The 21,386-nt window shown below is 58.0% G+C and carries 19 protein-coding genes; 13 read left to right on the top strand and 6 right to left on the bottom strand.

Features of this window, described 5'->3' with window-relative positions; genetic code table 11:
- Positions 1-441: 441 nt before the first annotated feature.
- Positions 442-1,632, bottom strand: a complete 1,191-nt coding sequence (gene uxuA / locus ACKLKD_RS04400; protein WP_025711639.1) for a mannonate dehydratase — start codon at positions 1,630-1,632, stop codon at positions 442-444.
- A 207-nt stretch (positions 1,633-1,839) separates the two neighbouring features.
- Between uxuA and ACKLKD_RS04395 the strand changes: the two genes are divergently transcribed.
- From ACKLKD_RS04395 to yejF, 9 genes are all read left to right on the top strand, one after another.
- Positions 1,840-3,306 carry a mannitol dehydrogenase family protein gene (locus ACKLKD_RS04395; RefSeq protein ID WP_080896934.1) on the top strand — a complete coding sequence of 489 codons (1,467 nt, stop codon included), beginning with the start codon at positions 1,840-1,842 and terminating at the stop codon, positions 3,304-3,306.
- Between the two features lie 120 nt (positions 3,307-3,426).
- A complete protein-coding gene (locus ACKLKD_RS04390) occupies positions 3,427-4,404 on the top strand; it encodes a CobW family GTP-binding protein (protein WP_025711636.1) in 978 nt (325 codons plus the stop codon).
- Positions 4,405-4,441: 37 nt separating this feature from the next.
- Entirely contained in the window at positions 4,442-5,155 is a 714-nt protein-coding gene (locus ACKLKD_RS04385) for a phosphatase PAP2 family protein (protein ID WP_025711635.1), read from the top strand.
- Between the two features lie 426 nt (positions 5,156-5,581).
- Positions 5,582-6,151 (top strand): bifunctional murein DD-endopeptidase/murein LD-carboxypeptidase, encoded by a 570-nt coding sequence (gene mepS / locus ACKLKD_RS04380; protein ID WP_004201653.1) that lies wholly within the window; start codon positions 5,582-5,584, stop codon positions 6,149-6,151.
- Between the two features lie 188 nt (positions 6,152-6,339).
- Entirely contained in the window at positions 6,340-7,902 is a 1,563-nt protein-coding gene (locus ACKLKD_RS04375) for a cyclic di-GMP phosphodiesterase (protein WP_087806203.1), read from the top strand.
- Positions 7,903-7,970: 68 nt separating this feature from the next.
- Positions 7,971-9,773: an extracellular solute-binding protein gene (locus ACKLKD_RS04370; RefSeq protein ID WP_087806201.1), complete on the top strand. Its 1,803-nt coding sequence runs from the start codon at positions 7,971-7,973 to the stop codon at positions 9,771-9,773.
- A gap of 9 nt (positions 9,774-9,782) precedes the next feature.
- A complete protein-coding gene (locus ACKLKD_RS04365; RefSeq protein WP_008804006.1) occupies positions 9,783-10,877 on the top strand; it encodes a microcin C ABC transporter permease YejB in 1,095 nt (364 codons plus the stop codon).
- On the top strand, positions 10,877-11,902 hold the full coding sequence (locus tag ACKLKD_RS04360) for a microcin C ABC transporter permease (RefSeq protein ID WP_080896932.1): 1,026 nt from the start codon (positions 10,877-10,879) through the stop codon (positions 11,900-11,902). The genes ACKLKD_RS04365 and ACKLKD_RS04360 overlap by 1 nt, the downstream gene beginning before the upstream one ends.
- Before the next feature lies 1 nt (position 11,903).
- On the top strand, positions 11,904-13,493 hold the full coding sequence (gene yejF, locus ACKLKD_RS04355) for a microcin C ABC transporter ATP-binding protein YejF (protein ID WP_087806199.1): 1,590 nt from the start codon (positions 11,904-11,906) through the stop codon (positions 13,491-13,493).
- A 3-nt stretch (positions 13,494-13,496) separates the two neighbouring features.
- On the opposite strand, the gene ACKLKD_RS04350 is transcribed toward yejF, so the two are convergent.
- The 3 genes from ACKLKD_RS04350 to rsuA form a co-directional block, all read right to left on the bottom strand.
- Entirely contained in the window at positions 13,497-13,841 is a 345-nt protein-coding gene (locus ACKLKD_RS04350) for a YejG family protein (RefSeq protein ID WP_025711629.1), read from the bottom strand.
- Between the two features lie 330 nt (positions 13,842-14,171).
- Complete coding sequence (locus ACKLKD_RS04345; RefSeq protein WP_025711628.1) at positions 14,172-15,368, bottom strand: Bcr/CflA family multidrug efflux MFS transporter; 1,197 nt, start codon at positions 15,366-15,368, stop codon at positions 14,172-14,174.
- Complete coding sequence (rsuA, locus tag ACKLKD_RS04340) at positions 15,365-16,084, bottom strand: 16S rRNA pseudouridine(516) synthase RsuA (RefSeq protein WP_025711627.1); 720 nt, start codon at positions 16,082-16,084, stop codon at positions 15,365-15,367. Before rsuA ends, ACKLKD_RS04345 begins: the two co-directional genes overlap by 4 nt.
- 147 nt (positions 16,085-16,231) lie before the next feature.
- Here rsuA and ACKLKD_RS04335 point away from each other — a divergent pair, with 147 nt between their 5' ends.
- Positions 16,232-17,989 carry a DEAD/DEAH box helicase gene (locus tag ACKLKD_RS04335; RefSeq protein ID WP_080896929.1) on the top strand — a complete coding sequence of 586 codons (1,758 nt, stop codon included), beginning with the start codon at positions 16,232-16,234 and terminating at the stop codon, positions 17,987-17,989.
- A 136-nt stretch (positions 17,990-18,125) separates the two neighbouring features.
- Complete coding sequence (gene rplY, locus ACKLKD_RS04330) at positions 18,126-18,410, top strand: 50S ribosomal protein L25 (protein ID WP_020078271.1); 285 nt, start codon at positions 18,126-18,128, stop codon at positions 18,408-18,410.
- A gap of 79 nt (positions 18,411-18,489) precedes the next feature.
- Here the strand turns inward: rplY and ACKLKD_RS04325 are convergent, their stop codons facing one another.
- Complete coding sequence (locus ACKLKD_RS04325) at positions 18,490-19,086, bottom strand: NUDIX domain-containing protein (protein WP_025711625.1); 597 nt, start codon at positions 19,084-19,086, stop codon at positions 18,490-18,492.
- An 81-nt stretch (positions 19,087-19,167) separates the two neighbouring features.
- On the opposite strand from ACKLKD_RS04325, the gene ACKLKD_RS04320 reads away from it, so the two are divergent.
- A complete protein-coding gene (locus ACKLKD_RS04320) occupies positions 19,168-19,923 on the top strand; it encodes a DeoR/GlpR family DNA-binding transcription regulator (protein WP_087806197.1) in 756 nt (251 codons plus the stop codon).
- Between the two features lie 25 nt (positions 19,924-19,948).
- Here the strand turns inward: ACKLKD_RS04320 and yejK are convergent, their stop codons facing one another.
- Positions 19,949-20,956, bottom strand: coding sequence for a nucleoid-associated protein YejK (gene yejK, locus ACKLKD_RS04315; RefSeq protein ID WP_025711624.1), 1,008 nt, complete (start codon positions 20,954-20,956; stop codon positions 19,949-19,951).
- 186 nt (positions 20,957-21,142) lie between these two features.
- Between yejK and ACKLKD_RS04310 the strand changes: the two genes are divergently transcribed.
- A complete protein-coding gene (locus tag ACKLKD_RS04310; RefSeq protein ID WP_004195346.1) occupies positions 21,143-21,370 on the top strand; it encodes a YejL family protein in 228 nt (75 codons plus the stop codon).
- Positions 21,371-21,386: the final 16 nt, after the last annotated feature.

The following is a 21,386-nucleotide window of genomic DNA, read 5'->3' as shown; positions in this document are numbered from 1 at the left end:
TGGCGGCCTCAACATCGCTGAGACGTTCCCGGAAGGCCGGGGCAGCCCGCATGGATGCGGGCTGAGGGCCGTGTTTTGCACGGACGCTGCCTCGGCCCGACCCGAAGCCTGCAGGGATAAGTCGAAGGTACCACGCAGTGGCGATTTTGCTGGCCGGAGCCCGGGGGTACAGGGGGCGGCGGCGACTGGCCGCCCCCTGTGCGCTCCCTGCACCATGAGTAACATAACGCAGAAGAAATATCGGGAGCGCAATCTACCCGGAAATAACAGAGAACACAGGTTTTTCCAGGGTCGACACTGTTGCAAACCGATCACAGTATCTACCCCATTGCGCCGTTATTTTGTCGGGTGATGACGCTTCACTTACCCGACCCGGCTGACGCCCCGACAGTAAAAAGGGACAGCCGCTGGCTGTCCCTTTTATTATCCCTATTACCGCGATTACAGCAGTTCAGGGTATTTGGTCATTTTTAGCGCCAGCTCGACGCCGCGCACTTCCGCCATCCCCTTGAGACGGCCGATCGCCGAATAGCCTGGGTTGGTTTTCTTACGCAGATCGTCGAGCATCTGATGACCATGATCCGGGCGGAATGGGATCGGGCGCAGATCGCCGGCCTGTTTACGCCGCTGCTCTTCACGCAGGATCGCATCCACCACCGCCACCATATTGACGTCGCCGCTGAGGTGCGCCGCCTCGTGGAAGGTTTTCGGGTTCGCTTCACGGCAGGTAGATCGCAGATGGGTGAAATGGATGCGATCGCCAAAGGTCTCCACCATCTTCACCAGATCGTTATCGGCACGCACACCGTACGATCCGGTACACATGGTGAAGCCATTATTAATGCTGTCCACCGTCTCCTTCAGCCATTGCATATCTTCGATGGTCGACACAATACGCGGCAGGCCAAGGATCGGCCGCGGCGGATCGTCCGGATGCACCGCCAGGCGGATCCCGACCTCTTCGCACACCGGCACGATAGCCCGCAGGAAGTAGGCCATATTCTCGCGCAGCTGCGCTTTATCAATATGGTCATATTCCGCCAGGCGCGCGCGGAACTGGTCAAGGGTGTAACCCTCTTCCGCTCCCGGCAGGCCGGCGATGATATTGCGGGTCAGTTTATCGATATCCGCTTCGCTCATCGCCTTGAAATAGACCTCAGCCTGACGCTGCTCTTCTTCGCTGTAATCCGCTTCCGCCCGCGGGCGTTTGAGGATATGCAGCTCAAAGGCGGCGAAGGCGATCTGATCGAAACGCAGCGCCCGGGAGCCGTCCGGCAGTTCATATTCCAGATCGGTGCGCGTCCAGTCGAGGATCGGCATAAAGTTGTAGCACACGGTATCGATGCCGCAGGCCGCGAGGTTGCGGATGCTCTGCTGATAGTTGGCAATCCAGGTCGCATACTCCCCGCTGTGGGTTTTAATATCCTCGTGCACCGGAATGCTTTCGACGACCGACCAGGTCAGCCCTTTTTCTGCTAACAGCGCCTGACGCGCTTTAATCTCATCTACCGGCCAGACCTGACCGTTTGCAATATGGTGCAGCGCGGTGACGACGCCGGTCGCCCCCGCCTGCCGTACATCATCAAGCGATACCGGATCGTTCGGCCCATACCACCGCCAGGTTTGCTCCATCGCTATGTCCTCACAAAAGTTGTTATACCAATAATGGCGACACTCATGACGACTACCATACATGTTTCTCACCAGGCTGCAAACAGTGCCGGCGCATTGATTGATCCAGCTCACAGTCAGCGGATAATTTCGGCTTACCAATTTAAATTCCTGTCATATAACTTTAGACTGGCAATGTTAATATGCAGTTAAACAGGTGTGTGAAGAATGACAACAATTGCAACCGCTACGCTACCGGAGAGCGTGCAACGTCCTCAGTACGATCGCAGCCAGCTCCGCTCGCGTATTGTCCATTTCGGCTTTGGCGCGTTTCATCGCGCGCACCAGGCGCTGCTGACCGATCGCGTGCTGAATAACGTCGGCGGCGACTGGGGGATCTGTGAAATTAGTCTGTTCAGCGGCGATACGCTGATGAGCCAGCTTCGCGAACAGGACCACCTGTTTACCGTGCTGGAAAAAGGCGCCGACGGTAACCAGCCTATCGTGATCGGCGCAGTGCACGAATGCCTGAACGCCAGGCTCGATTCACTGGCGGCGATTATTGAAAAATTTTGCGAGCCGCAGGTGGCGATTGTCTCGCTGACCATCACCGAAAAAGGCTACTGCATCGATCCGGCGACCGGCGAGCTGGATCCAATGCACCCGCGCATCCTTCACGATCTGGAAAATCCGACGCTGCCGCAATCAGCTCCTGGTATTTTAGTCGAAGCGCTGGCCCGCCGCCGGGATCGCGGCCTGCCGCCCTTTACCGTACTCTCCTGCGATAATATCCCCGACAACGGCCACGTGGTGAAAAATGCCGTCCTCGGCATGGCGGAAAAACGCAGCCCGGCGCTGGCGAGCTGGATCGCCGACAACGTCAGTTTCCCGGGCACCATGGTGGATCGTATTGTTCCCGCTGCCACTCCGGAGTCGCTGGCGGAAATCGCCGCCGTGCTGGGGGTGGAAGATCCCTGCGCCATCAGCTGCGAACCCTTCATTCAGTGGGTGGTCGAAGACCACTTTGTCGCCGGGCGCCCCGCCTGGGAGACGGCAGGCGTGCAGATGACCGACAACGTGCTGCCGTGGGAACAGATGAAACTGCGGATGCTCAACGGTAGCCACTCTTTCCTCGCCTGGCTTGGCTATCTGGCTGGCCATGCTCACGTCAGCGACTGCATGCGGGATGACATCTTCCGCCACGCCGCACGCCAGCTGATGCTTGACGAACAGGCCCCGACGCTGACCATTACCGGCGTCGATCTACTGGCCTATGCCGACAGTCTGATCGCGCGCTTCAGCAATCCGGCGCTCAAACACCGCACCTGGCAAATCGCCATGGACGGCAGCCAGAAGCTGCCGCAGCGGATGCTCGACGGCATCCGCGTGCATCTTGAGCGCGGTAGCCGCTGGCCGCTGCTGGCCCTCGGCGTTGCCGGCTGGATGCGCTACGTCAGCGGCACTGACGATGCCGGTCAGGCAATCGACGTGCGCGACCCGCTGATTGATAAGATCCAGCAACGGGTCGCGCAGAGCGATGAACCGCAACGGGTTGATGCCCTGCTGGAACTGGAAGAGATATTTGGCCGCGATCTGCCACAGCACGCGCAGTTCGTCGCCGGGATCCGCGCCGCCTGGCAACAGCTGGCGACGCACGGTGCCCGCGAGGCCGTTGCCCGTGCGTTGAATTCTTAACAATATTTGCGCTTATGCGGACAGAATCCTCTTCTGTCCGCCTCAGGACTTCTCTTTTCCCCCTTTTTTCGTCAGGATAGACGTAACTGTTACAACATTACATTTATCCTGGAGAAAAGAGTGACCAGAACCAATTTGATCACCGGCTTTCTCGGCAGCGGTAAGACGACCTCAATTCTTCATCTGCTGGCGCAGAAGCCTGCGGATGAAAAATGGGCCGTACTGGTGAATGAGTTCGGCGAAGTCGGGATTGACGGCGCACTGCTGGCCGACAGTGGCGCCTTGCTCAAAGAGATCCCCGGCGGCTGTATGTGCTGCGTCAATGGCCTGCCAATGCAGGTTGGGCTGAATACTCTGCTGCGCCAGGGCAAACCCGATCGGCTGCTGATCGAACCCACCGGTCTGGGCCACCCAAAGCAGATCCTCGATATCCTCACCGCGGCGGTATATGAGCCCTGGATCGATCTGCGCGCCACCCTGTGCATCCTCGATCCCCGCCAGTTGCTGGATGAGAAAGTCGTCAACAATGACAACTTCCGCGATCAGCTGGCCGCGGCGGATATTATTGTGGCCAATAAAAGCGATCGGGAAACGCCCGAAAGTGCCCGGGCGCTAGCTGACTGGTGGCTGCGCTGGGGTGGCGATCGCCGCCAGGTATTGGCGACCCAGGGCAATATCGACCTCGCTCTGCTCAATGAACCGCGGCGCAACACCGCCCCGCTGCCGGCGAGTGCGGAACATATTCATCATTCTCACCCAACCAGCGGTCTCGCCGCGCTCAGCCTTCCCGAGCACCAGCGCTGGCGCCGCCATTTGAATAGCGGCCAGGGTTATCAGGCCTGCGGCTGGATCTTCGACGCGGAAACGGTCTTTGACACCATCGGCCTGCTCGAATGGGCCCGGCTGGCGCCCGTGGCGCGCGTGAAAGGAGTGATGCGCATTGCAGAAGGGAGCGTGCGGATCAACCGCCAGGGCGAGGATCTGCATATCGAGACCCTCAGCGTTGCTCCGCCCGATAGCCGGATCGAGCTTATCTCCGCCAATGAAGCCGACTGGAACGCACTGCAGTCCTCACTGTTGAGGCTTCGTTTAAGTTAAGGCGGCTAAGGTTGCCGCCGACTGTCACAAAATCGCAATGGCTATGATGAAAAACCGAATTCCTTTAATTCTGCTACTTAACATCGCGGGTGTGGCGCTATTTTGCTCCTGGTATCTGCCAGCCAACCATGGCGCGTGGTTGCCGGTCGACTCCGCGATCTTCCATTTCTTTAACCATGGCGTCAGCGTCAGTCATGCTTATGCCTGGCTGTTGGCGATCATCAACAATCGCGCCTTCGACGCCTGTTCGCTGCTGGCGATGGGCTGCCTGATGCTCAGCTACTGGCTTAAAGCACCGGCGGCCGGACGTCGTCAGATCGCTATCATGGGCCTGGTGATGCTGCTGGCGGCAGTGATCATCAACCAACTGGCGCAGCATCTGATGCCGGTTCAACGCGCCAGCCCGTCGCTCTTTTTCGACGATATCACTCGCGTCAGCGATGTGGTTAACTTCCCTACCAAGGATGCCTCGAAAGACAGCTTCCCGGGCGACCATGGGATGATGCTGCTGATCTTCGCGAGCTTTATGTGGCGCTATTTCGGCTGCCGTGCGCTGGCCGTGGCGCTGGTGATAGTGGTGGTCTTTGCGTTCCCACGCGTCATGATTGGCGCCCACTGGTTCAGCGATATTGCCGTCGGCTCCCTGAGCGCCGTTCTGATTGGCGTACCGTGGGTGTTAATGACGCCGCTGAGCGATAAATTGATCGCCTTCTTCGATCGCTACTTGCCCGGCGGAGTATCGGCGAAATAATGTCTCCGGCGCTGGCTGGTCGCATTACCTATAAGGGGACCTTTTGGGTCCCTTTTTTCATTTGTTCTTTTTTTAAACATAACGTTCATCTTCTTGTCACATTATTCCCCTGACAAATGAAGGAATTGTCTGTTTTTTACCCGTTATTGACGCTATTTTGTCCTTTCCCGATGATTCACTTTTTGTCACCAAAATACTTATAAGAAATCGCGCAAAACCGCTCGCCATGCGGCGTTTGATAGGGTAATCTCGTTCTCGTTTTGCCTTTTCCGCAACATTAATTCAGAGCATGAATAAATTTGTGCGTGACTGCACAAATTTAACCTTAAGGAATTGTCTCATTGCGGATGGGTATTTAGGCTCTAACACGTTTGGCATTTTTTATAACGACATTGTCGTTAAGGACAACAAGGGAAAATAAACAGCATGGTCAAATCTCAGCCGATTTTGAGATACATCTTGCGGGTAGCCCCCGCGATTGCAGTAGCGGTTCTGCTTTCCGCGTGTAGTTCAACAAGTACCGCCAGGAATATGCATTCTGAGACGCATGCTGTGGGTAGTGGCGATTTATCATCACTGCAAGCCTCTCAGGATGAATTTGAAACAATGGTCCGTAACCTTGACGTGAAGTCCCGTTTAATGGATCAGTATGCCAGCTGGAAAGGCGTGCGTTACCGCCTCGGCGGCAGCACTCGCAAAGGCATTGACTGCTCAGCATTTGTGCAGCGCACCTTCCGCGAACAATTTGGTCTGGAACTGCCACGTTCAACGTCTGAACAGCAGGAAACCGGAAAATCGATTTCCCGTACCCAGCTGCGGACTGGCGATCTGGTTCTGTTCCGTGCCGGCTCTACTGGCCGCCATGTCGGGATCTACCTCGGCAACAACCAGTTCGTTCACGCCTCCACCAGCAGCGGAGTGACCATCTCCAGCATGGATGAGCCGTACTGGAAAAAGCGTTATAACGAAGCGCGTCGAGTTCTGAGCCGCTCGTAAACTGTCCTCTACCGCCGCCGGTTATCCCTTGGCTGGAAGCGGGATAAAAAAACACTGCCCCGGCAGTGTTTTTTTTTGCCACCGGATTCTCAACGACGCAAAATAAGCTATGCCTTTTAAGTGGGAAAGAAAAAAACGACGACTTCCACCCCGTTGATGCGCTTCAATAACACGGAAAAAATCTGGCTATGCTGACTCGCTACTTTTCGCCCCAGCGTAACACCTGGTTAATCAGCCTGTGCGTGGGGATTATCGTCGCGTTATTGGCCGGTAGCATTCAATTTATGGTGATTTACCATAACCGGGCAGAGCGTTTCGACGTCATTATCAATAACGTCAACTCCTATCTGAAAAGCTACTTTCACAATCTGCGCCAGACCATTGACGGCCTGCAGCCGCTGGTGGACCAACCCTGTGAAAATATCGACTCCGGACTCACCTCCCATGCCGCGTTCAGTCCTAACGTTCGCGCTTTTCTGCTGGTAAAAAATGGCGTCGTCTTTTGCTCCTCCGCGACCGGGACGATGAATACCCCCCTCAGCCAGCTCATCCCGACTATCGATATCCGCAAGCCCGTTGATATGGCGATTTTGCCGGGCACCCCGATGATGCCGAAGAGTGCAGCCCTGGCGCTGTGGGTAAGCAAACCCGATGATGCAAACAGTGGCATCTTCGTGTCGATTAACGCTAATCTCACGCCGTATATACTCTATTCCGCACGGCAAAACGATTTCAGCGGTATTGCGCTAGCGATTGGCCACACCGCCATCTCCACCTTCAGTAACCGGCTGGTGGACCCGCAAGCCCTGCACAACACTCCGATCCGCCAGGTACAGATCGACGGTTTACCGCTCAAGGTCTACCTGTATGCCAACAGCTGGCTGGCGGAAAATACCCAGTTTGCCCTGTTGCTCGGGGTGGTCTGCGGCCTGCTGGCGGGACTGCTCTGCTATTACGTGCTAACGATCAAATCGGATCCGCGCAAATCCATTCTGCTGGGGATCAAAAATAACCAGTTCTACATTGTCTATCAGCCGGTGGTCAATGCGCAGACTCTACAGATCAGCGGCGTAGAGGTACTGATGCGCTGGCGTCATCCGGTGGTGGGTGAAATCCCGCCCGATGTTTTCATTAATCTGGCGGAAACCCAACAGATGATCGTGCCGCTCACCCACCACCTGCTGGCGCTGATCGCCGGCGACGGGCCGGTCCTCAAGCGAATTCTCCCCCGCGGCGTCAAGCTGGGACTCAATATTTCCCCTGCCCATCTGCAGGCCGATAGCTTCCGCGACGATATGCTGCGCTTCGCCGCTGCACTGCCCGCCGATCATTTTCACGTGGTGCTGGAGGTGACGGAGCGGGCCATGATTGATAAAGAAAAATCGATTCCTAACTTTGCCTGGCTTCACCGACAGGGTTTTGAAATCGCGATTGATGATTTTGGCACCGGGCATAGCGCGCTGATCTATCTCGAACGCTACAACTTCGATTACCTGAAAATCGATCGCGGCTTTGTACAGGCGATTGGCACCGAAACCGTTACCTCCCCGGTGCTTGACGCCGTGTTAACCCTCAGCCGCCGGCTGAAGTTAATGACCGTCGCCGAAGGGGTGGAGACCCAGGAACAGGCAGAGTGGCTCCGCGCTCAGGGGGTCAATTTCCTGCAGGGATACTGGATCAGTCGTCCGCTATCGCTGGCGGCGCTGGCGGCCGCGCACGATGAACCCGCGAACTATTTCACAACGCGCTAAGTCTCACTTATGATGCGGGAACAGAGGTCGGCCATGGGGGCTGGCCATGACAGGATATTCTGCCGCCTATGTATGCGCGCCTCTTTCTGATTCTGCTTGCTGTATTGAGCCTGAGCGCTAAAGCGCAAACCATTCAGGAAAGCGTCGCCTTCGCGATTATTGGTGAACCCAAATACGCCGCTGGTTTCAGCCATTTTGATTATGTCGATCCCCGGGCGCCAAAAGGCGGCACCCTCACCCTGGCGGCGATCGGCACCTTTGACAACTTCAACCGTTATGCGCTGCGCGGTAATCCTGCCGTACGCACGGAGGCGCTCTACGATACTCTGTTCACCACCTCGGATGATGAACCAGGCAGCTACTATCCGCTGATAGCCGAGCGGGCGCGCTACGCCGGAGATTATTCATGGATGGAGATCGCCCTCAACCCGCGCGCCCGTTTTCATGACGGCACGCCGATCACCGCCCGCGATGTCGCTTTTACCTTCAATAAGTTTATGACTGAAGGGGTGCCGCAGTTCCGCCTGTTTTATAAAGGCACTACCGTCAAAGCCATCGCGCCGTTGACCGTGCGTATTGACCTCGGCCAGCCCGGTAAGGAGAACATGCTGAGCCTGTTGACCCTGCCGGTGATGCCGGAGGCGTTCTGGCGCGATCACAAACTCAGCGACCCGTTGTCAAAACCGCCGCTGGCCAGCGGACCCTACCGCATCAGCGCCTGGCGAATGGGGCAATACATTACCTATTCCCGCGTCGCCGACTACTGGGCGGCCGACCTGCCGGTCAACCGCGGACGCTGGAACTTCGATACGCTGCGCTATGACTATTATCTTGACGATAACGTCGCTTTTGAAGCCTTTAAAGCCGGGGCCGTCGACCGCCGGGAAGAGACCGTCGCCAAGAACTGGGCCACCCGCTATGTTGGTCGCAACTTCAGCCGCGGCTACATCATTAAAGATGAGCATGCCAACACCTCAGCACAGGATACCCAGTGGCTGGCGTTCAATATTCAGCGCCCGGTTTTTGCCGATCGCCGGGTGCGGCAGGCCATAACTCTGGCGTTTGATTTTGAATGGATGAACAAAGCGCTGTTTTACAGCGCCTATCAGCGCGCCAACAGCTATTTCCAGAATACCGACTATGCCGCCCGCGGCCTGCCCGACGCGGCCGAACTGGCGCTGCTAACGCCGATGAAAAATGAACTCCCGCCCGAGCTTTTCAGCCAGGTTTACCAGCCACCGGTCTCCCGGGGCGATGGCTTCGACCGCGATAACTTACTTAAAGCCGACGCCCTGCTCAATGCCGCAGGCTGGACGGTGAAGAACCAGCGCCGGGTTAACGCCAGCGGCAAGCCGCTGCGCTTTGAACTGCTGATGCCGGCCGGGGGCAATGACCGCTGGGTGCTGCCGTTTCAGCACAACCTGCAGCGTCTGGGGATCGTTATGGATATCCGCCAGGTCGATAACTCGCAGTACAGCAACCGCCGCCGCAGCCGCGATTACGACATGATGCCGAGCCTGTGGCGCGCCATGCCCTGGCCTGGCACCGACCTGCAAATCTCCTGGGCATCCGACTACATTCATTCCAGCTACAACGCCCCCGGCGTGCAAAGCCCGGTGGTGGATAAACTGATAGCGCAGATCCTGCAGTGGCAGGGTAATAAGGAGAAGTTGCTCCCCCTGGGACGGGCGCTCGACCGTGTGCTCACCTGGAATAACTACATGTTGCCGATGTGGTATATGGCACAGGACCGCACCGCATGGTGGAATAAATTCTCTTTTCCCGCGACCCGTCCTGTTTATTCATCCGGCCTCGATACCTGGTGGTATGACGCGAAAAAAGCGGCCACCCTTCCCGCGGACAGACGCTAAGGATAAATCATGGGCAGCTACCTGATCCGCCGTTTACTGTTAGTGATCCCCACTCTGTGGGCCATCATCACCATTAATTTTTTTATTGTTCAGATCGCGCCGGGCGGCCCGGTCGATCAGGCCATTGCCGCCATAGAGTTTGGTCAGCATGGCGGGATGCCGGGTGCCGGGGACGGCGGAATGGGCGCCAGCCATGCCCGCACTGGCGCAGGCAATATCAGCGAGGGGCACTATCGCGGCGGGCGCGGCCTCGATCCGGAAGTCATCGCCGAAATCACCCACCGCTACGGTTTCGATAAGCCGCTACATGAGCGCTACCTGAAGATGCTGGGCGATTACCTGCGCTTCGATTTTGGCGACAGCCTGTTTCGTAGCGCCTCAGTGCTGCAACTGATCAAAGACAGCCTGCCGGTCTCGGTGAGCCTCGGGCTGTGGAGCACGCTGATTATCTATCTGGTCTCCATTCCGCTGGGCATCCGCAAAGCCGTGAGTAACGGCAGCCGCTTTGACATCTGGAGCAGTACGCTGATTATTATTGGCTATGCGATCCCCGCTTTTCTGTTCGCTATCCTGCTGATCGTGATTTTTGCCGGCGGCAGCTATTTCGACCTCTTCCCGCTGCGCGGTCTGGTCTCACCGAACTTCGACACCCTTCCCTGGTATCAGAAAATCCTCGACTACCTGTGGCACATCACCCTGCCGGTGCTGGCGACGGTGATCGGCGGCTTTGCCGCCCTGACCATGCTGACCAAAAACAGCTTCCTCGACGAGATCCGCAAACAGTATGTGGTCACCGCCCGCGCCAAAGGCGTCGGTGAGAAACAGATCCTCTGGGGACATGTGTTCCGCAACGCCATGCTGCTGGTGATCGCCGGCTTCCCGGCCACTTTTATCAGCATGTTTTTTACCGGTTCGCTGCTGATCGAAGTGATGTTCTCGTTGAATGGCCTGGGGCTGTTGGGCTATGAAGCGACGGTTTCCCGCGACTATCCGGTGATGTTCGGCACGCTCTATATTTTCACCCTGATTGGCCTGCTGCTGAATATCGTCAGCGATATCAGCTATACGCTGGTCGACCCGCGCATTGATTTTGAGGGCCGCTAATGTCTTTTTTCAGTCCCGTTAATCAGGCCCGCTGGGCGCGCTTTCGCCACAACCGCCGCGGCTACTGGTCGCTATGGCTGTTTTTACTTCTCTTCGCCTGCAGCCTCGGCGCCAATCTGCTGGCCAACGATCGCCCGCTGCTGGTGCAGTATCAGGGCCAGCTGTACGTTCCGGTGTTAAAAAACTACACCGAGCAAACGTTCGGTGGTGAGTTTGCCACCGCCGCTGACTATCAGGATCCGTGGCTGAGGCACCAGCTGGCGACTCACGGCTGGGCGTTATGGCCGCCGGTGCGCTTCGGCGCAACGACGATTAATTTTGCCAGCACAGTCCCCTTTCCATCACCCCCCTCGGCCAGCAACTGGCTTGGCACCGACGCCAACGGCGGCGATGTGCTGGCGCGGATCCTCTATGGTACGCGGATCTCAGTGCTCTTCGGCCTGCTGCTGACCCTGTTCTCCAGTGTGCTCGGGGTGCTGGCCGGGGCGATACAGGGTTACTACGGCGGTAAAATCGATCTCTGGGGGCAGCGCTTTATCGAGGTCTGGTCCGGTATGCCCACCCTGTTTCTGATCATCCTGCTCTCGAGTGTCGTGCAGCCTGGCTTCTGGTGGCTGCTGGCGATCACTGTCATTTTTGGCTGGATGACGCTGGTGGGCGTGGTGCGCGCTGAATTTCTCCGTACCCGTAACTACGACTACATCCGGGCGGCGCAGGCGCTAGGGGTCAGCGACCGGCAAATTATCCTGCGGCATATGCTGCCCAACGCGATAGTGGCCACCCTCACCTTCCTGCCTTTTATTTTGTGCAGCTCCATTACCACGCTAACGTCGCTGGATTTTCTCGGCTTCGGCCTGCCGCTGGGCTCTCCGTCTCTCGGCGAGCTGCTGCTGCAGGGAAAAAACAATTTGCAGGCGCCGTGGCTGGGCATTGCCGCGTTTCTCTCCGTCGCCGTACTGCTGACGCTGTTGATTTTTATCGGTGAAGCGGTTCGCGACGCCTTTGACCCGAGTAAGGCGGTGTAATATGACCCACCCGCTGTTAGCTATCGACAATCTTTCAATTGCCTTTCGCCAGCAGGGCGAGACGCAGACCGTGGTGCACCATCTGTCGCTCGAGGTCGCGGTCGGCGAAACGCTGGCGCTGGTTGGCGAATCCGGCTCCGGAAAAAGCATCTCCGCCCTGTCGGTGCTGCGGCTGCTCCCCACGCCGCCGGCCAGCTACCCCAGCGGTGATATCCGCTTTCATGGCCAGTCGCTGCTGCATGCTGATGAGTCAACCCTGCGCGGCGTGCGCGGCAACCGGATCGCGATGATCTTTCAGGAGCCGATGGTGTCGCTCAATCCCCTGCATACCCTGGAAAAACAGCTCTACGAAGTGCTGTCTTTGCATCGGGGAATGCGCAAAGAGGCGGCGCGGGGAGAAATCCTCGACTGCCTGGAGCGCGTCGGGATCCGTCAGGCGCCGCGGCGGCTGGCGGACTATCCCCACCAGCTCTCCGGCGGCGAGCGCCAGCGGGTGATGATCGCCATGGCGCTGCTGACGCGCCCGGAGCTGCTGATCGCCGACGAGCCGACCACCGCCCTGGACGTGTCGGTGCAGGCGCAAATCCTGCAACTGCTGCGCGAGCTGAAGCAGGAGCTGAATATGGGGTTGCTGTTTATCACCCATAACCTGAGCATTGTCCGCCAGCTGGCTGACCGGGTAGCGGTGATGCAGAATGGCCGCTGTGTGGAGCAAAATGAGTGTCGGGCGCTGTTCAGCGCGCCGGCCCATCCCTACACTCAGCGCCTGCTGGATAGCGAGCCGGACGGTGAGCCGGTGCCGCTGGTCCCCGATGCCCCGGTGCTGCTGCAGGCGGACGATTTAAACGTGGCGTTCGCCATTCGTAAAGGGATCCTGCGCCGGGTGGTCGATCAGCATCGGGTGGTCAACGGTCTCCATTTTCAACTGCGCGCCGGCGAGACCTTGGGCCTGGTGGGGGAATCGGGATCGGGGAAAAGCACGACCGGCCTGGCGCTGCTGCGTCTGATCCCATCCGCTGGTGAGATAACCTTTGCCGGTCAGCCCATTCAGGGACGTAACCGCCGCCAGCTGCTGCCCCTGCGCCGGCAAATGCAGGTGGTGTTTCAGGATCCGAACTCGTCGCTCAACCCACGACTGACGGCACTACAGATCATTGAGGAAGGATTGCGCGTCCATCAGCCGACGCTGACGGCAGCCGAACGCGAACAGGCGGTGATCCTCGCCATGCAGGAGGTTGGGCTCGACCCGGCCAGCCGCCAGCGCTACCCGGCTGCCTTCTCCGGTGGCCAGCGCCAGCGTATCGCCATCGCCAGAGCGTTGATCGTCAAGCCGCAGCTGATCGTCCTCGACGAGCCGACCTCATCACTGGATAAAACCGTTCAGGCGCAGATCCTGCACCTGCTGAAAGCGTTACAGCAAAAGCATCAGCTGGCCTATATTTTTATCAGTCATGATTTACGCGTAGTGCGGGCGCTGTGTCATCAGGTGATGGTGCTGCGTCAGGGAGAGGTGGTGGAACAGGGCGAGTGCCAGTCCGTCTTCAGCGCACCCCGGCACGAATATACCCGCCAGCTGCTGGCGCTGAGCTGACGGTCAGAAGGGGTTGTTGCCGGAGAAGGGCTCGGCGATGGCCACGCCAAAATTTTTCAGACGACAGGTGGCGGCGAATTCATCCTGCATGTTAACGAACAGGCAGGGTTCGCCTTCGCACTCAAGGACTGAACAGTCGACTTCGATGTCGCTTAACGCCTGGCTGAGCTTATGCATAACCGGCCAGGCTTTCTCACCGTCCGGACTCAGCAACTTCAGGGCAACGAGACTGTTCTCGTTCTGCGCGCCGTTTTGCGGAATCGGTTCAACTCTGGAACCCGCAAAACCGGCCAGCCAGCGATAGCTCTGCGGCAGACGGTGTACGATAGAGAGTTGTTGTGTATTCACGTGGTTTCCCCGGAAGCAAAAGGCTTCACAATAAATTTACATCAATATTAACACACTGTTGACAAATAGTCCTGCCTTGACGCAGAAAACGTTTACAGCCGCAACGGGCCAGGGTTAAGCACTTATTATCCAGCGCTTTATTTTTTAACCCAGCATGCCGATTGGCGCTATATGTACCCGTTTCTGTGATCCAAAACAACTTTTTTATCGCAACAATGCGACTTTTTACACTAATTGATTTTACATAAAAGAAACAAATCGCAGAACCCTGAAGCCGATTCCGGTTGACATGCATCAAGAAAGGGGCGATTTCGCCCCTGAAAATGTGACCTAGCGTGCGATTTTTCGCCGACGGGAAGCGTAAAGCGAGAAGAAAATAGAACAGGTTGCGCAGAAGGCAATAGAGATCAGCATTGGCCAGGCGGTGGTAAACGTCGCCATCGACAGCAGCGCACCAATGATCGCCCCGATACCAAAACGAAACGTTCCGGCCAGTGACGAAGCGGTGCCGGCCATATGCGGAAACTCATCGAGGATCACCGCCATGGCGTTAGACGACACCATCGATACGCAGCCGACAAAGGCCGCCACGCCGATCACCAGCGACCAGAAGCCGACGTCCAGCAGCGCGCAAACCACCATCCATACCGCCATGGCAAACTGGATCCACAGCCCGGCCCGGAACATGCGCAACGCCCCCACCCGCCGCACAAACCGGCTGTTGAACATGGTCATCAGGAACAGGAAAACAATGTTCAGCGCAAAATAGTAGCCAAAGTGCTGAGGCGCGACGTGGTTAATATTGATATAGACGAAAGGCCCGGCGCTGAGGAAAGAGAACATGCCGGCGAAGCTAAAGCCGCTCGCCAGCATATAGCTCAGAACCCGCTTGTGACGGAACAGAGTGGCAAAGTTGCCCAGCGTGGTGCGCAGATGGAACGGCTGGCGCTTGTCCGCCGGCAGCGTTTCGCGGATAAACAAGCCGATCATCAGGGATGCCAGCAGGGCCACCAGCGCAAGGATCCAGAAGATAGCATGCCAGCTGAACCACACCAGCACCGCCCCGCCGACCATCGGCGCCATCAACGGCGCAATGGTCGTGACCAGCATGACAAAGGACATCATCCGCGAAAACTCATCTTTCGGATAAATATCGCGCATCAGGGCGTTTATCACCACGCTGGCCGCCGCGGCCGCCAGACCGTGGAAGAAGCGCATCGCTATCAGCATATCGATGGTCTGCGACAGCGCGCAGGCCATCGCCGCCGCGGCGAAGACCAGCGTCCCGCCGAGGATCACCGGCTTACGACCGAGGCTGTCTGCCATTGGGCCATACAGCAACTGACCCAGCGCAAAGCCCAGGATATAGGTGCTGAGGGTCATCTGCGCGCTGCCGTCCGGGACGTTATACTGCGCGGCGATCACCGGCAGCGCCGGCAGATACATATCGATCGACAGCGGCATCAGCATGGCCAGCAGGCCAAGAATAAACACAATTCCCAGAGAAGAATTCTGCTTGATCGTCACGTTTTACTCCGTGGCTGCGGGGCGCCAACGCTGGCGATTTCCGCTTCCGTCAGCGGACGATATTCACCCGGCGCCAGCGAATCATCCAGCTGGATATCGCCGATACGCTCCCGGTGCAGGCCAACCACGTGGTTGCCCACGGCGGCAAACATCCGTTTCACCTGATGATAGCGGCCTTCGCTGATGGTCAGACGCACTTCAGTCGGGGTGATCACTTCCAGTACCGCCGGTTTGGTGAGATCTTTTTCGTTATGCAGCTGGACGCCTTTGGCAAACAGCGCCGCAGTCCCTTCCGCCAGCGGGCTTTCCAGCGCTACCAGATAGGTTTTCTCACAGTGGTGGCGCGGTGAGGTAATGCGGTGCGACCACTGGCCGTCGTCGGTCATCAGCACCAGTCCGGTGGTATCGATATCCAGGCGCCCGGCGGCGTGCAGCTTGTGCGCCACCGGCTCGTCGAGGAAATAAAGGATAGTCGGATGATCCGGATCGTCGGTAGAACAGACGTACCCCTGCGGCTTGTTGAGCATAAAATAACGCGGGCCGTTCTGCTGGGTCAGCGTGTTCCCGTCATACTCCACCTCGTGCTCCGGCTGAAGCTTAAAGGAAGCATCTTTCACAATGTCGCCGTCCACGGTAACGCGGCTGCCGCGGATTTCACGCCCGGCAATAGCCCGGCTGACGCCAAGTTGCTGAGCGATAAACTTATCAAGTCGCATGAGATTTTTTTAGCCTGTAATAGTGCTGGAGCGGGCAATTCGCCCGAAAAAGAAGAATTTCACTGGCTAGTATAACGGGCTCTTAACACCACTCAAGGGAAAAGATTCATGGCATACTATTCGCGAGTTAATTAGCCCCGTGAATTCATGACTTTTACATTACGCCCCTACCAACAAGAAGCCGTCGATGCCACCCTCGCCTGGTTCCGTCGTCATACCGAGCCAGCGGCCATTGTTCTGCCCACCGGTGCCGGCAAAAGCCTGGTGATCGCCGAGCTTGCCCGGCTGGCCCGCGGACGCGTGCTGGTGCTGGCCCACGTCAAAGAGCTGGTGGCGCAGAACCATGCGAAATACTGCGCCCTTGGCCTCGAGGCTGATATCTTTGCCGCCGGTCTGCAACGTAAAGAGAGCCACGGCAAAGTGGTGTTCGGCAGCGTGCAGTCGGTGGCGCGCAATCTTGACCAGTTTCGCAGCGAATTTTCGCTGCTCATCGTCGATGAATGCCACCGTATCAGCGATGACGACGACAGCCAGTATCAGCAGATCATCGGCCACCTGCGGCAGGTCAATCCCCAGCTCCGGCTGCTCGGCCTGACGGCGACCCCATTCCGCCTCGGCAAGGGATGGATCTATCAGTTCCACTACCACGGGATGGTGCGCGGCGATGAAAAGGCCCTGTTCCGCGACTGCATCTATGAGCTACCGCTGCGCTATATGATTAAGCATGGCTACCTGACGCCGCCGGAACGCCTCGATATGCCGGTGGTGCAGTACGATTTCAGCCGCCTGCAGCCACAGAGCAACGGCCTGTTCAGCGAAGCCGACCTTAACCACGAGCTGAAAAAACAGCAGCGCATTACGCCGCATATCGTCAGCCAGATCGTAGAGTTTGCCGAAAACCGCAAAGGGGTGATGATCTTCGCCGCCACCGTAGAACACGCCCGGGAAGTGACCGGCCTGCTGCCAGCAGGCCAGGCGGCGCTGATCACCGGCGAAACGCCGGGGCCGGAGCGGGATCGGATCATCGAGGCGTTTAAAGCGCAGGCGTATCGCTATCTGGTGAACGTCGCGGTGCTGACCACCGGTTTCGATGCTCCGCACGTCGACCTGATTGCCATCCTCCGCCCCACCGAGTCGGTGAGCCTTTACCAACAAATCGTTGGCCGCGGCCTGCGCCTGGCGCCGGGGAAAACCGACTGCCTGATCCTCGACTACGCCGGCAACCCGCATGACCTGTACGCCCCGGAGGTGGGGACGCCGAAGGGCAAAAGCGACAACGTGCCGGTGCAGGTCTTCTGCCCGGCCTGCGGCTTCGCCAATACCTTCTGGGGCAAAACCACCGCCGACGGTACCTTGATTGAGCATTTTGGCCGCCGCTGTCAGGGCTGGTTCGAGGATGATGACGGCCACCGCGAACAGTGCGACTTCCGCTTTCGCTTCAAGAACTGCCCGCAGTGCAACGCGGAAAACGACATCGCCGCCCGCCGCTGCCGGGAGTGCGACACGATTTTGGTCGACCCGGACGATATGCTGAAGGCGGCGCTAAAGCTGAAGGATGCGCTGGTGCTGCGCTGCAGCGGCATGGTGCTACAGCACGGCGGTGACGAAAAAGGCCCGTGGCTGAAAATCACCTACTACGATGAAGACGGGGCGGACGTCAGTGAGCGCTTCCGTCTGCAGACGCCCGCCCAGCGCACCGCCTTTGAGCAGCTGTTTATCCGCCCGCATACCCGCACCCCGGGGGTGCCGCTGCGCTGGATAACGCCAGCGGATATCGTGGCCCAGCAGGCGCTGCTGCGCCATCCGGACTTTGTCGTCGCCCGGATGAAGGGGCAGTACTGGCAGGTGCGGGAAAAAGTATTCGATTATCAGGGGCGTTTTCGTCGCGCCAACGAGCTGCGTTAATCAGCCAAAAGCTGAGGTTTTGATTGCCCGGGTGTCGTTTGGCGGCTATAATGCCGCCCGCTTTTGCATTCGCAGAGCAGATAATCCGCCTGTTGCTGGGTCGCCTGTAGCAGGCTTTATATATAGAGAGACATCAATGTTTACTATCAACGCAGAAGTACGTAAAGAGCAGGGTAAGGGTGCGAGCCGCCGCCTGCGCGCAGCTAACAAGTTCCCGGCAATCATCTACGGTGGCGAAGCTGCTCCGGTTGCTATCGAACTGGACCACGACAAAGTATGGAACATGCAGGACAAAGCTGAGTTCTACGGCGAAGTTCTGACCCTGGTTGTTGATGGCAAAGAAGAGAAAGTTAAAGTTCAGGCTGTTCAGCGTCACGCGTTCAAGCCGAAACTGACCCACATCGACTTCGTTCGCGCGTAATCGCCGCTAACAAGTTGTATGGCAAACGCCCCGGAGTCTTTGGCTCCGGGGCGTTTTGTTATCTGCGCCGCCCACGACCTTAACCGGCGAGGAGCGTATCGGCATTTAGTGCCAGATGCTGCAACAGCATTATCGTTTTAGCATCCATGATCTCGCCATCGCGAATGGCCTGCAGCGCCCGCGCCAGCGGCCACTCCAGCACTTCAATGTCCTCACCTTCCGCCGCCAGCCCGCCGCCGTCACCCTGCCGGTCATCAGCCTGATATTCGGCGATAAAAAAGTAGAGTTTTTCGGTGACGGAGCCGGGACTCATAAAGACGGTGAAGACGGGCTCGACGCGCGTCACGCGAAAACCGGTCTCCTCTTCCGCTTCGGCAACGATCCGCGCTTCCGGCGAGGCGTTATCCAGCAGCCCGGCGGCCGCCTCAATGAGATATCCGTCGTGACCATGAGTAAACACCGGAAAACGGAACTGGCGGGTGAGGACCACCGTCCGCTTTTCCCGGTTGTAAAGTAAAATGACCGCGCCGTTGCCCCGGTCATAGGCCTCCCGGCTCTGTTCCTGCCAGCGACCGTCCCGTCGCAGCAGTTCGAAGGTGTATTTTTTCAGGGTGTACCAGTTGTCAGAGAGCAGCGTCTCGCGAACGTGGCGGACGTGCGGTGCGTGTGTTTGCATGTTATTTCCCCTTTAAGGTGACAGCAGGCACCATAACATGCATAATCGTGCAGAAACAAGATCACCCGAGAAGGAAAACCGATGCTCGCCAGTCAGAGAAAACAGCAGATCCTCCAGATCCTCGCCGAGGAAAAACAGGTGATGTCCGGAGAGTTAAGCCAGCGGTTTAACGTTTCCGAGGACTCCATTCGCCGCGATCTGCGCGAGCTGGCGGCGGAGGGAAAACTGCAGCGGGTCCACGGCGGGGCATTGCCGGTATCCGCCGCCATTGCGCCAATTGAAACGCGCAAAAACGTGCAGATTGCCTCCAAGCAGGCGGTGGCCCGCGCCGCCGCCGCCCTGATCCAGCCAGGACAGGTGGTGATTGTCGATGGCGGTACCACCACCGCAGCGCTGATCGGCTTTTTACCTGCCGATCTCAGCTGCACGGTGGTCACCCACAGCCCCGGCATTGCCGTGGCGCTGGTGGACCACCCGCGAATCGAGGTGATCCTGCTCGGGGGCAAAGTGTTTAAACATTCGGTTGTCGCCGTCGGCGCCGAGACGCTGGCGAGCATGGCGCGGATCAATGCCGATCTGTTCTTTATGGGGGTGACCGGCGTCCACCCGCGGGCGGGGTTCACCACCGGTGATTATGAAGAGGCGGGTATCAAACGTGCGCTGGCGGCCAGAGCCGCAGAAACCGTGGTGATGGCCTCCCGGGAGAAGCTCAACGCCGCGTCGGCCTTTGCCATCGGCGAGCTGAGCATCGCCAGTACGCTTATCGTCGATGGGGAACCTGACACCGCGCTGCGCCAGCAGCTGGTGCAGAGCGGCGTGGAGATTATCCCGGTTTAGCGGTAGCGTCGACGAAGTGCGGCGCTTAGTTGCCGCCGGACGTCCGGCGCTGCAGCTGGTCGCGCAGATTCGGCGGGGTACCCTTGATGGTCAGGGTATCGGTGGCGGGATCCCAGAATACGCGTTCACCTAACAGCATCGCGTCGAAGTTAATGGTCAATCCGCCGCCGCTGCCGGCAAACTTAGTCAGCTGACGTAAGGTGCTGCGATCCGCCGGGAAGCTCTCTTCCAGCTCATAGCCCTGCTCGGCGGTGAATTCCTGAAAACTTTTTTCGCTGACGCCGGCAAGCTCTTTGGACAGCGACTCCAGTTCAATCTCTTCCCCGGCCTGCAGCTGTTCGTTGCAGTACGCGTAGACCTGCTGACGTACATTTTGCCGCTCGGATTTATCAAGCTGCGCATCGGCGGCAAAATCGTCCACCGCCTGCAGCAGGCCACGGTTCTGCGCTTTGGCGTTGAGGCCTTCGCTGGCACCGAGGAAATCCATAAAGAAATCGGCCACTTTGCGCCCTACTCGCCCCTTGAGGAAGGTCAGGTAGCGGGTCGATTCCGGGTTGGTTTCCCACTCGGTGAGATCGATGCGCGCGACGATATCGGCATGGTTAATATCCAGATAATGGGTCGAGCGGATATCCAGCTCTTCGTTGACGCGCATACTGCTCAGGTTATTGAGCACCGCCACCAGCAGATATTCGACCGCCAGGTAACGATACTGGCAGAAGAGCACAATGCCCCCTTCAGCGAACGGGTATTTCGCCAGCTCATCGCGCAGGCGACCCGTGGCCGCGCGGCTGAACGCCAGAAACGCTTCTTCGCCCTGACGCTGCAGGCGCAGCGCCTGCGCCAGTTCGCTCTCTTCATTGAACAGGCCATAGGCTTTGCTTTTGGCGCTATAGACCCGGTGCAGTTCAGCCATCATCTCGACAACCGTGGCGTTCGGCTCCAGCAGTGACTCGCGCAGCACCAGCTCCAGATTTTGTTCATCACGTTTGATTAACTGATGCAGGGCAATCTGGTCGATATCCAGACTCATGTTAAACTCTCCTTTTAGACCGGGCGGTATTCAACCACCGCCGGGTTGCTGACGCAACTGGCGCGACCCATTTCGCCGTCATCAACGACGATCGGTACGCTTTTGCGCCGCGGCGAAAAAATGCGGAAAAAAAGCTGCTGCTACGGTAATATGTTGCCCTTTCACGAACAAACAGATTTTGAGTTTATGCCGCAAATTTCCCGCTATAGCGATCAACAGGTCGAACAGTTGCTCAGCGAGCTGACGAACGTCCTGGAATCACACAAAGCCCCGGTTGACCTTTCACTGATGGTGTTAGGCAATATGGTGACCAACCTGATCAACAGTAGCGTCGCGCCGGCGCAGCGTCAGGCCATCGCCCGTTCTTTCGCGCAGGCTTTGCAATCTTCGATTAACGACGATCCAGCGCATTAAGGATAACAGCAACAGT

Source organism: Klebsiella sp. 10982 (genome assembly GCF_048589245.1).
In the GTDB taxonomy this organism is placed as follows: domain Bacteria; phylum Pseudomonadota; class Gammaproteobacteria; order Enterobacterales; family Enterobacteriaceae; genus Klebsiella; species Klebsiella quasivariicola.
The sequence above is the reverse complement of the archived record's forward strand: the minus strand, read 5'-3'. Positions and strand labels throughout refer to the sequence as shown.